Below are 12,616 nucleotides of genomic sequence, written 5' to 3' on the forward strand. Positions count from 1 at the left end.
CCTCTTTCTTATCCCACATATCTTCTGTATAAACGAATTAATTTCCACTTCGGAATCCGTGCATAAATTTTCGTCGTTTCTAAGTTCGCATGACCAAGTTCATCCGCAATAAAATCAAGTTCAGCACCCTTAGTCAATAACTCAGTCGCAAATGTATGGCGGAAGCGATGCGGGTATAAGGAACCCTTGATTCCTGAACCTTCCCCAAGTTGATTGATGATTTTCCGCATACGGGACATGCCGAGCCTCGTTCCTATTCTTGACACTAATAAGGCAGGATGTTCTTCTTCCTTTACCTCTTCCATCTCCCAATATCGTTCCAATAAGAGCGCACATGTTACGGAAAAATGCACCTCACGAATTTTTCCGCCTTTGCCCAACACGCAGGCGGTTCGGGTATCTACGTCCACATCTTTTTTATCCAGTAGATGGAGTTCGCGTATGCGACACCCTGAAGATAGTAGGAATTCTATAATAATTCGATTGCGAAGGAGTTCCTTTTCCGCTTGTTGGCGTACTTTTGCCAGCTCTCCTTTTTCAAGATACCTCGGTATCGGCCTCGGTTCTCGCATATACCACCTCGTCTTAATGGGAACGCACTCCATATAGCCCTCCTCCACACAAAACGTGAAAAAAGCAGCAAGCACCGATAACCGTCCGTTAACCGTGGTCGCTTGGACAACCTTTTGTTGCTGAATAACCCATTGCAAGACTTCATCAAAAGATATCGTTGAAAATTCTTCCTCTTTCTGTACAAAGTAGACTTCTAACGTGCGCTTGTAAAGAATAATTGTCTGTTCACTCATATTCGAAATTTTCATAGACTGCAAGTACTCATTCACGACTTCCTTGTTGGTTGGGCTACTAAAAGTCTTATCTGTCACCCAGTACTTTTTGGACGCATTTTTCTCCACCCAGAAGTAGTGGATGGGCGATTTCTCCATATACTCCTTACGGACACAGAAGAAATAAAATGAACGCAGCACCTGCTTGTAGTTGTTGATGGTTCGCATGCTCCAGTCTGGGTCTTGCAGGGAAAACCACTCCTTAATCTGCTTCCGATTCACTTGTCTAAAGTTGACAGGATTCGTACCAAAAAAACGTTGCAGGAAGATTCCATATTCAACAATCGTTTTTTTTGTTCGTCTCTTATTCTTCAAATATAATAAGAACGCATTGACCACATCCTTGTTCTCTTCCACGGTGAATCGTCCTTTAAGTTCCCAGTAGAGATCGGTGGCTTCGGCAAACTTCCTTTTATTACGTAGCGGTGTATCATCCAGAATTTCATTCTCCCAACAATACTCATAGAGGGACCGCAATGTACTCCACATCCCATTCCTCGCCGATTCGCTACGTTGTTGATGCGTATCTACCACACGTTGTTCAATTTCTTCCCGTGTTAGCTGACGAAGTGATTGATCGATCTCCTTGAAGATCCGTTGTAAATAAATTCGCATCGACACAATCGTATGCTCTGTTCTTCCTAGCGATTTCATATGAAGCAAGAACTGATTCACGATTAGTTGATTGTCTGGATTCGGAAGCGTGCTTTTCAATTCCCAGTACCGTTCTTTACTAGATATGACCTGCAGACTCGCATCGAGCGGAAAAGTATCAAGATGCTGTTCCTGTACACAAAAATTATAGAAGGCACGTAGTGCTTTTAGATATTCGTTCACGGTGCGATCTTTTTTTTGTGCTCTCTGTTTGGTAAGCCAGACCTCAAGCATATCTCCAGTAACCACCTTATACGAAACTAGATGTGCTAAGAAAAAGTATTGTAAAGCAGCCCGATAGCGTTTCAAAATTTCTTGGCTTTTATTCTTCTCTTTTAGACTACGTAAAAATAAATTGAGTATCGTGTGGTTTTCTTCCAACAGCCCTTTACAATTCACCTCCCAATGCTCTGCCATCTCTACATCCCCTTTTCTTACTGTTGATATTGATCATACTTTTTCTTCCGTTCAGGATTCATCAAACGCGTATAGATTCTAGTACTATTAATATTGGAATGCCCTAGTAATTCTTGAATATACGTAAAATCCATTCCCTTTTCCGCTAAGTTTGCTGCAAATGTATGCCTTAATGTGTGCGGGCTCACTTTGAAACCGAGTGCTTCTGAGTACTCGCGAAACTTCGTTTGAACTAAGTCACGACTAATGGGTTGTCCTCTTTTATTCGAAAATAGGTAGTCACCATCATACTTCCTAATTTCAAGATATCGTTCCAATCGCTCTGCACAGGCATGACTAAAGAGGACAATTCGACCTTTGTTTCCTTTTCCTTTTCGTATCGTGATCTGTCTGGTTTCCCATTTGATATCTTCGAGTTTAATATTCAGTAATTCAGTTACTCGTACCCCCGTGGCATACAATGTTTCAATAATTGCCCGCTCTCTTATATTGTCCTTTGTGTGCTCCTGCAGCATGGCCAGTTGTCGCTTTGATAGGTAGTAAGGAAGAGAATCAACCTTTTTCGGTGTAACGACTTTTAAAGTCGGATTCTTATTAATTTTGTTTTCTTCCATACAATAACGGTAGAAAGATTTTAGCGCGACGAGCTTAAGTTGGATACTACGCGACTGAAGCCCATCATTCGTCATGACTTCTAACCAGTTCCGGATGTCTCTCGCTTTCACATCTTCCACGCCCTTATCACACACGGTAAAGAATTGAGAGAGCGCTAAGTTGTACGCACGTACGGTCTCTGGACTGAATTGATTGTGGTTATCTAGAAAGAATTGTTTAATGACTTCTTGATTCACATTTTCACCCCATAATATTTTGATAGGTTAACAGCATCTCTTCCGTTGGGATTTGTGCATAAATTCGTGTGGTGTTGAGGTCGGCATGCCCTAATACGTCTGCGATGAACTGTAAATCGGCTCCTCTTGCGAGCATATTGGTCGCAAATGTATGGCGACACATATGGGGATGAAAGGATTGAACGAGTCCAGCTTCACCACCCACCTTTTTCAACACTTTTCGAATCCCCTGTACTTGAAGACCCTTACCAAATTTATTCATGAATAACGGATCGGATGGTTCAGCTGAACGCTTTTCCAAATAGTCTTGCAGGACAAGTCCACATTCCTCAGAAAAATAAATCTGTCTTATTTTTCGTCCTTTCCCCGTAACATCCACTTTTCGTTTGTTAAAATCAATATCCTGAACCTGTAAACTAGCGACTTCTGAGACACGACATCCCGTAGAAAAAAGGAATAGCAACAGGGCACGATTTCGAATCGATAGCTGTTCAGCACTCACTTTCACACGAGCATATTCAAATTCGTCCAAGTACTTCGGCAACGAGTGAGGAATCTTAGGTCGCCACCGTTTTTTTACGACGGTGATTTCCATATACTCTTCTTCTAAACAAAAGCTGAAAAATGAAGAGACCGCGGATAGATACAAATCAACCGTGCGTGGTTTCTTCCCTTCCGAAAAAGTGGTTAACCACATTAACACATCGTCACTCGTAATCTCTTCTAGCGGAAGGGTGCACTCCCTGAAAAAAGCTTCGATAATCCTGCGATACTTCTCGATGGTTGCTTCCGCCTTATCAGCTAACTTCAGGCTTAGTAAATACTCATTTAATGCTTGTCGTGTTTCTGCTAGTAAATGACCAGCGGTACTTTCCCAATAGGTGTTCGTTTCACTCAGTTTGATTCCCCTCTTTTCATCACGCCATCTTCGTTACTATCAATATGACCCATGATTGCGGTATTTATACTAACGTGAGATTTATTAAAAGATTTATAGATAAGACATGCTCTTTACAGTGGATAATTCCTTTTATTGTGGTTTTAAGAGTGTTATAAGAAGCTCTTTACAAGAGAGGCTTTTCTTGTGCAACAGTTGTCAGGCAAGAACCACTAGCTTTTTCATTTCGCTGAATAAACTGGTATGATATTCTATTTTTCTAACGACGAGCGGATTGCACTTTACAATGAAGCAAGAACAGCAAAAAGCCCTTCAACCAATTAATTGGTTAAAGGGCTCATAGGTTATCTGGTTTTGTATGTAGAACGAGACGTATCGAAATAGAGGCAAACTACAGGGATCCTGATGTTTGCAAGCCAACAGCAACATACATACCAATACATAGATTGTGTCTGTTTTCCGGCAAAAAAAATAAACCGCCTCTGAGCCTGCAAGCATAAGGTTGGTTTATTTTTACCTATTGTGCGAATCGCATTTGAAACGGATGCTATACAGCCACCAGTTTACCTAAGACACAATGGCACTAGGTATGGTTCCAGTATAACATACTATCTTATCTCTGTCTTTCATAGAACATTTAGATCTTGATTCGCTCAATCATCTTGATAATGTAGATGGCCCATCAGATTTCCATATTTATTTAAACTCCTGGCTCAGCTTATGAACTACCAGATTCACATTCCGACAAAATATCTATTAGTTTCATCTACACTTATTTTTTCTATACTCCTCAAAATCTATTATTTCGACTTCTTGTCCAGATTCTCTCGCATCCTTATAGTCTTTTTCTCCATTTTCATCTACTTGTACATAAATATTATCGTCTTCAACTTTTGTAATATCACAAGACAGTTTCACTGCTACTTCTTCATCAAATTTATTCCATGTAATTGCATTCACTATTATTTTACTACCTACTAACAACTCGTCCAGATTACCATGATAATCTTGTTTCATCTTAACTGGTTTCCTTCTGCCCTGCATTGATAAATGTATTGTTAATTCAATGGCCATTTAAATTCTCCTTTTTATTAAAGACTCAAGGTGCATGCATAATTTTATATGTTTCTCATAAATCTATCCGGTAAGTTAAATATATTGCAGCTTCCCATTGCTTATCCTTCTTTCGTGATACAAGTTGTTACCGCCACCAGTATATAAAATGGGATTTGCATCAACAGGTCAATTTCATTTTCCAATAAAGTTAGCCCTAAATACTATCAACACAGAGAATGTGACATCTATTAGGATTCTCCCCTTCTAACCCTTCCACACGAAATTCACGGCACCAGCAGTATCAGTCAGTTAAGCATTTCTAATCATTACATGTATACGAGGGACTTTTATTTATTAGAAATAAGAGCTGACAAGCACACAAAGCCCTCTAACCGATTGCACGATTAGAGGACTATTTCTAACATTTACTTATAGAAATACCTGATTAGCTTATAATTTTAGTGTTCCCTAGTATTTTTCAACAGAAAGTATCACTGTAATACAGTTTTGTAACTAACAGGCACCTGTATGTCATCAGCATTTACAATTTTGAAATCAACGTTTCTAACTGAACGATTAACACTATTATCAACAACTTCAGATACTAAAGTTTTCCCGTTATTTTCCCAGTTACTAGCTATGTTAGTACCACTTGTATTCCAAGTATATTCTTTATCGTTATAAATGATTGTTTCAATCGTTACACCTGTATCTAATCGATATAATGATCCAAGGTATCTAGCAAGTGTATTCATAGCGTATAAATCTGTAGCATAAGCGTCTAATTTTTTCCCCGCAGCATCTGCTTTAGCTTGCATACCTGACTTTGCTCCAATAGCTTCAATAGCAGCCACATCAGTTGATGCATTAATATTCATAGTTACTGTATTTCCAGCAACCTCTAAATCAGCAATTGCTTTGTAGTTACCTTTTGCTGGAGTGTCAACAGTATAATTATAACCTTTTGCAGTGTTTAAAAATGTAATCAATCCTTGTTCTGCATCAAACTCATCCTTATTAGCAGGAGCATTACCAGTTATATTAACAGCTGCATCTGCTTTAACTTCTGAAATAGCACCTTGGTTATTTACTGTTACAGCATTCGCATCTGATGCAACTACTAATTGACCAACTGTTGCATTCGATGGTACAGTAATTGAACTTCCAGAAAAATCTCCTCTTAGCTCAATTGCAGCTGATGTAGCTGGAACCAATTCAATCGTACCGAATGAACCACCCTTAGCATCTAAAGTTGCACCTGATTGAACGATTGTGCTTGTAATTGCTGTGCCAGGATTTGATTCGATACGAACACTATCATCATTTTTCACAGTTAGGCTATCTGCAGTAACGTTATTTAGATGAATACTGTTAGTGGCGCCAGATAAAACTACAATATTAGTTGCAGTCACATTATTTAACGTAACCGTACCATCGTCACCTGGATTTACATAAACAGTTCCATTTACTGTTAGGTTCTGTAAAGTAGCATTGGAATTAACATAAAGGTTGCCATTTAATGTGGTAGATGTTCCTGGGCCATATGTTCCCAAAGTTTTTACTTCATAGTTACCTGAATATGTGCCAGCTGTATTTAGTGCATTTGCATTTAAGCTATTCCCTTCTTATACTACACATCTGTAGCTTTCGATTAGGGCCTACACCGGACAAGCGACTTTCATCGCATACGGCGTGCCATCAACAGTCGTATTCATTTCCTGCCAATTCCCTTGGATTTTAATGATTCTTTTGAATCCATTAAAATATACCTATGTAAATGGTAAATAGATGGACCAATCACATATAAGTGATTGGCCCTACTATTCTATTAGAAAGCTATTTTTAGGGAAATAAGCTTTTCGAATACGTACCACTGACTAGGTTCCTTCGCTCCTGCTGGTTTTATCCTCCTCATAGGTTACCCTACAAGTACAAACGGCCAACAATCCACACTACTACGAACCTGCTGCCATCTTAATAGGATTACGGGTGCTGAATCACCTAGCCTACTAAGACTTCAAACGTTCCGTTACGTCCATCCCTTGTTTTGACAACCTTAGATCTCCACTATTCAGGAGAGAGAAAGAATAGTTTAACAGTCAATTTCACTAATCTCCATCCCATTATTTCATATGGAAGGATGAGTGCCGAACCCCTAGCTTAATTTCGCGACACCCACTACCTCACCCTGCCTACATGGATTCGTTTTCCTGACCATAGTTGTCTTTTAAGGAGCCCCGCCTCGGCACTACCGAGTACGACTTTACCTGACTTAATCCCTTTTGCGTAGTTCCTCAGCGCATCACTGGACCCAGGAGGATTAGGCACTTGCATTAAGACTGTTTAGCAAGATTCGGAATTACACCGAATAATTAGACCGTAACAGTTATAACTAAGCCCCATAAAAGATGACTTACTAAGTCATCTTTTATGGGGTTATAGTTACACTAACTTCACTAGTATACTAGCTTGTATAGTAACATTTCGTTTAGTTTTATTAAGGAGTAACTGTAACTGTAACTGTTTTAGTTCCAGTTGATGTTGACGAATCTGTACCAGTAATCGCTAAGCTAAACACATAATTAGTTGCTTCTTTTCCTGCTGATGTAAATGTAGGTGCGTCAGCGAAAGAAGCTACCACACTACCTTTCGGCAATTTAGCATTAACTGCAGCTTCAACTGCTGTAAGTACATCAGTTTTAGTTGTGCTGTCGTTTGTATTCCAAGCTACAGTAATAGGATCAATTGTAGCTGCTGCAAGATCAGCTTTTGAAGCAAAAGCATCTGATTGCATTTTTTCATTAGTAACTTTTACAGGAACTTCAAGTAATGCGCCTGTCGCTGTGTCAATAATTGAAAGTTTGTACGTTGAACCAGCCGGTGCAACAGTGTCACCATTAACATCAGTAACTGTTACAGTATTCGCTCCAGTAGTGAACGTGTCATCAGATGTCATCTTCAATCCGTTGAATGCAGATGCACTAGCAGTTGTAGTACCGTTTGCAACAACGTAATCAGTTGCTACACCAAATTGGTCAACAGACCATATACTCTGCGTACCTGTGAAAGTGATAGCACCTTCATAAGTTGATGTAGTGATTGATTCAACTTCTTTAGCAGTATCATATCCAGAAGCAGCAGGCTTATCCATCAATGATAATTCTTTTACCATAGCTTTTTGTCCAGATACTACTACATTTTTAGTGATTGTTTTAACACCTTCGTCTGTTTTCACATTAAGTGTTAGAGCAACTGTTTTATCTTCAGTAAGAGCTGAATTCGAACCTGTAACATACCATTTTCCATCTTTCTTTATAACGCTTGCATCACTTGATGCACTTGCCACGTTAAGAATTGCTGTAGATGGAAGTGATACTAGTGAACCGTCAGCTGCAACTGCATCCACTTTAATTTCTTCTGAGTAATCGTTCCCAGCAACTTCTGCTGCTTGTAATACGTTATCAGCACCTGCACCCGTTTTATAAAGAGTTGGGATGTCTTTAACAGCATAAGTGAACTTAGTTGAAGAGTTAGCTACTACTGTAAATGGTACTTCTACAGTATCAACAACTTCATTAGTTGAATTTTTCAATTCAGCTACAACAGTTGCAGATCCAGCTTTCAAACCTTTTACTGAAACTTTAGCCTTTTCAACAGAGCCTTCAGCATCTGTTAGTTGCACAAATTCATTTTGCTTAGCATCTGCTAGTTTATATGAAACTGTGTATCCTGCTTGAGTAGCTCCATATTTGTTGTTGTACTGGTCAAATACATCGAACTTAACTGTTGTAGTTCCAGTTTCAACAATTGACTTAGCGTGTTTACTGTCTTTAGAAATTGTCAAATCGAATGGTGTAGCTGCTTCCGCAACGTTCACATCAACAACAGATGATTTACCAGTTGCATTTAATGTTACAGTGATTTTAGCAGTACGATTCTTTTCCGCACCGACAGTTGTGATTTTTAGTTTACCATAATTGTCATCAGATGGAGTTGTTACAATTGCAGCAGTTGCAACTGTTTCATTTGATGTAGCTACTGTAAATTTGTTAGCTACAGCGTAATCTTTAGGTTCAACTTTATTACCGTATTTGTCAGTAACGACTAGATCTACATATTTAACTCCACCAGCAGGTGCGTCAACAGATCCTTCAGCTAATTGCACGTTATAAGCAACGCCTGCTTTTTCATTAACTTCTAGTGCTAGAGTAGTTGTTTCGCCTGTAACTTTGTTAAGAAGTATAACATTAGTCATTCCAGCTTTTTTGAATGCATCAATATTGATGTAATTTTTACCATCAGCATCTGTTTTAAATTTAACGCTAGCAGGGTCAAGTACTGTTTCGTCAGTAACAATAACCTTAATATTTCCGTCATTTACTAGCTTCATTTCAGTTCCATATTGATTGTAAGCAGTATAAGGAACCATTACATCTTTCAAATCTTCCGTAAGAAGAGTTTTATTATCTGGAAGTTTGATTGCTCCAAGAGTTACTGAGTTCAATTGTGCTCCAGCAACAACTTTCAAATCTTTAGCAACAGATTTACCAGTTTTGTCGTGAACAAGAGATACAGTTACAATGTCGCCTTCTTCAAATGCTTTTTCATTACTAGCTGTATCGACGTAGTAACCATCAGTTGAGTTATACTGGATTGCTACATTACTAGATTTAGTTTTATTATAACCAGTATAAGTAACATCGCTAGTGCTGAACTTAACATCTTCGCCATACTGATCTTTCAGACCGAAGCCTAGTTTAGCTTTTGATGTCCCGTCAAGCAAGTTTTCGTTTGTAATTTCAACTTTAGTAACTGCTTTTTCGTCAACAACTACAGTTGCAGTCATAGCTTCGCCAAGACCTGTTACATCTAGAACGTAAGTTCCTTTAGCGAAATCAGCACCATTTGTTCTTACAATAGTAGCTGTTTTACCATCGAACTTGTCGAACTTAACCAGAACAGAAGACCCGTCTCTTTTTGCAGTGAGTGCTACTGCTTTTTGCTCATCAACAGAAAGCCCTTTATTAAATGTTACTGTAAGAGTTTTAGCGTTAGTCGCCTTTACTGATTCAACTCCTACAGTTGAAGCGTAATCAAAGTCAAGGTTCTTACCATTAACTGTCAAAGTACCAGCTAATCCAGCAAGGTCGTTATTTTTGTGTTCAACAGTAACTGTCTTGCGATCAGTTGAAAGCGTTACTTTAGTTGCTTCTGGCATAACTACTTTTCCATCTTTAAGAACAACTTTAACTTTAAGCAATTTAGCAACGTCTTCGTCAGCTGGAAGTGCTTCTGCTAGTTTCACTTCAAACTCAGTTGTGCTGTTTGCTTTCAATTCTTTAACATCCAATGAGTAGATGTTGATTTGGTCTTTCAACGCATATACAAACTTAGCGAAGTCGCCGCGCTTGATAGGGTTTCCAGTACCGAACTGAGTTTTGTTGATACCATTAGTTACTTTGTTAGCAACTAGTGCGTCAACTGCAGCGTCGTAGCTGTCTTTAACGTCAGTGAATGAGTTTTTAGTGTCGCCACCTTCAAGTTTAAAAGCTTTTTGAAGCATGATTGCTGCTTCTCCACGAGTGATGTTGTCAGTGAAACCGAATTTCGTAGCTGTTTTACCGTTAATCACTCCAGCTGCTTTCAAAGAGTTCACTGCCAATGCACCACGTGTTGGTACGTCAGAGAATCCTGCAGATGGTGCGTCTTTGTCATTCAATCCTGCTGCTGCAGCGATCATGATTGCCGCGTCACCGCGTGTGATTTGCTGGCTGATGCCAAATTGTGTTTCAGTTTTACCTGAAGCGATGTTCTTTGATACTACGAAATCTACAGCATCTTTGTAAGAAGCAGGTACGTCCGTGAATGCAGAAGTCGTTACGTTTGCCGATGCTACTGGAATAAGTGCAGATGCAACTAAAGTTGCTGTCGCAGCTGATGCTACGAACTTTTTGTAAGATTGTTGAGCCATTGTGTGGTATTCCTCCCTGTTTTAGGTAATCCAATTTCATCAATGTCGCCATTGACGGTGAAGCACAGTTTAACTATAACATTAGTTGTCTTATAAATCTACAAATCTTCAAAAAGATTTCAAGAATTACAGACAAATAGTCATAATTTAACTCTAATTCTATTATACATAACCTAAAAATGATTGCAAATAGTTTAAGAGGGTTTAAACATTTCTATTCTGTTACAAATTCCTTTATATATTTCTATTACAATGCAAAAGCTTGATAGGATTGTAATAGTAACTCTTATTCAACTCTAGAAATCCTTTCCTTTTTTGCTTCAAATCACTTCACTTTTTGTCATGAAAAAACAGCCCCTAATCGAAAAATCGATTAGGGGCTGTTTTTAATTCGTTTTACAATTCAGGTCGTATATCTCCGTCACGCGATACTACTGTGACAACTGCCAGCAAGAATGCCAACCAGATCGACACAGAAGGCGCTGTCAGGACGTGACCGGCTGTATAACTGATACCGATTCCGACTAGGAAAGAGATTCCCGTAAGAATACTAAAGTAATTGAAGTTTTGTTTAAGGTTCATCACCAGTTTCACGATGAACTTTCCTGCAAACCACACGATCGGCGCTACCATATAAATGAAGCCGAGAATTCCGAATGAGAAGAACCAGTCATGGAAGTCCATTTCGATCATTTTCAACGGCTTATGCGGTTGTGGCGCATCGTAGTTTCCTGCGAAGCCCATTCCGAAAAGTTTCTGACTGATCGGCGCGTCTTTGAACTGTTCGACATAGTTCGCTTTATACGTTTCCCTGCTGCTGAATACTAGATTCTCAAATTGTTCGCCTGAGATTAGCGGTTCTTCCTCTTCTCCTTCTACTGGAGGAATTTCGTTACCTTCTGAGTCCAATTCAACAGGCGGTTTTTCAAGGGAAATCCCGAGAATGTCGAGGTGGGCATACATATTGCCGAATACTGGCGTAAATGGCGTTGCCACAATCAGCATGATGAGTAGAATCAACGAGACGAATGAATTCGCCTTCACGCGTTGTCGAGCCGGATATTCTTTTGTCGTAAGGAGTAATAGCAGACTTCCGAAGAAGATACTCAGTAAGACGATCAAGATTCCGCCATAGCCGACTTTCGTTCCAAGTCCGAGCATGGCTACTGACAACAGGACGAACGGCAGCCAGTGCAACAGCTTTCTAGTCGTCGTTGTTTTATAGACTGCAAAAAGCGCTGTGATCGGCAAGAGCATCGACATCGATGCACCGATTTCGTTCCCGGCATAGAACCAGCCCGTCCATCCTTCTTTTGAACGCGCATAGTTTGCCATGCTTGTACCCGTCAGGTGCGCGATAATGAAGACGACACTGATGGTAAGGGATGCGATGAGGAAATAGTTGACGAGCTGCCGTGCATTGTCGGAGCCATCTTCTTTTTTCATCGATTCGAGTAATAATATGAAACCGAAGAGCAATACATGGAAGTAGACGACTTTCGTGTAGTACGTCAGCTCTTGCATTATATAGAACGGTTCTTTGACGGTGTATCCGACGATGAAGTTGATGATGACGAATACGGCGAGACCTGCTAAGTACAGCAGATACATCCGCGCGCGTTTGCTTTTCCGTGATTCGTTGACGATCCAGATGGCCATGATGCCTAGGTAGGCGAGTCGGATGATGACGCCTAGTGTCAACGGAAGGTCGATGAACAAGAGCGACGCTGTCGTGAGTACGTCGATGATCGGCTGGATCATGACGAAAGCGACGAGCGCGAGCATGATGTTGTGTCGGTTAAGTTCCATTGGGACAGGTTCCTCTTTCGTATATGGTTTAGGTTAATTATGAGTTCGTGAGTGGTAGTGTATAGACTGTGTTGATTTGCGCTTCGGGCGGACGCTTTCCGAGGGGCTCGACTTC

At 40.0% G+C, this 12,616-nt stretch carries 7 protein-coding genes; all 7 read right to left on the reverse strand.

Annotation, left to right across the window (positions count from 1 at the left end; all coding sequences use genetic code 11):
• Positions 1–8 precede the first annotated feature (8 nt).
• Positions 9–1,916, reverse strand: a complete 1,908-nt coding sequence (locus tag ABE021_RS13610; protein ID WP_430289363.1) for a tyrosine-type recombinase/integrase — start codon at positions 1,914–1,916, stop codon at positions 9–11.
• A 17-nt stretch (positions 1,917–1,933) separates the two neighbouring features.
• Positions 1,934–2,767, reverse strand: a complete 834-nt coding sequence (gene xerA / locus ABE021_RS13615; protein WP_430289364.1) for a site-specific tyrosine recombinase/integron integrase — start codon at positions 2,765–2,767, stop codon at positions 1,934–1,936.
• Positions 2,768–2,771: 4 nt separating this feature from the next.
• Positions 2,772–3,671, reverse strand: coding sequence for a site-specific tyrosine recombinase/integron integrase (xerA, locus tag ABE021_RS13620; RefSeq protein ID WP_430289484.1), 900 nt, complete (start codon positions 3,669–3,671; stop codon positions 2,772–2,774).
• Between the two features lie 756 nt (positions 3,672–4,427).
• Positions 4,428–4,739 (reverse strand): hypothetical protein, encoded by a 312-nt coding sequence (locus tag ABE021_RS13625; protein WP_430289365.1) that lies wholly within the window; start codon positions 4,737–4,739, stop codon positions 4,428–4,430.
• A gap of 473 nt (positions 4,740–5,212) precedes the next feature.
• Positions 5,213–6,274 (reverse strand): hypothetical protein, encoded by a 1,062-nt coding sequence (locus ABE021_RS13630; RefSeq protein ID WP_430289367.1) that lies wholly within the window; start codon positions 6,272–6,274, stop codon positions 5,213–5,215.
• A 944-nt stretch (positions 6,275–7,218) separates the two neighbouring features.
• Complete coding sequence (locus ABE021_RS13635) at positions 7,219–10,692, reverse strand: S-layer homology domain-containing protein (RefSeq protein WP_430289368.1); 3,474 nt, start codon at positions 10,690–10,692, stop codon at positions 7,219–7,221.
• 396 nt (positions 10,693–11,088) lie between these two features.
• Complete coding sequence (locus ABE021_RS13640) at positions 11,089–12,501, reverse strand: O-antigen ligase family protein (protein WP_430289370.1); 1,413 nt, start codon at positions 12,499–12,501, stop codon at positions 11,089–11,091.
• Between the last annotated feature and the right edge of the window lie 115 nt (positions 12,502–12,616).

The sequence above is a fragment of the Sporosarcina gallistercoris genome (genome assembly GCF_050459885.1).
Classification (GTDB): Bacteria; Bacillota; Bacilli; order Bacillales_A; family Planococcaceae; genus Sporosarcina; species Sporosarcina gallistercoris_A.

What these genes read in the sequence shown, in the direction of transcription:
- ABE021_RS13640 (WP_430289370.1), bottom strand. Translation starts at nt 12,501, where the DNA reads ATGGAACTTAACCGACACAACATCATGCTCGCGCTCGTCGCTTTCGTC.
- ABE021_RS13625 (WP_430289365.1), bottom strand. Translation starts at nt 4,739, where the DNA reads ATGGCCATTGAATTAACAATACATTTATCAATGCAGGGCAGAAGGAAA.
- ABE021_RS13610 (WP_430289363.1), bottom strand. Translation starts at nt 1,916, where the DNA reads ATGGCAGAGCATTGGGAGGTGAATTGTAAAGGGCTGTTGGAAGAAAAC.
- ABE021_RS13635 (WP_430289368.1), bottom strand. Translation starts at nt 10,692, where the DNA reads ATGGCTCAACAATCTTACAAAAAGTTCGTAGCATCAGCTGCGACAGCA.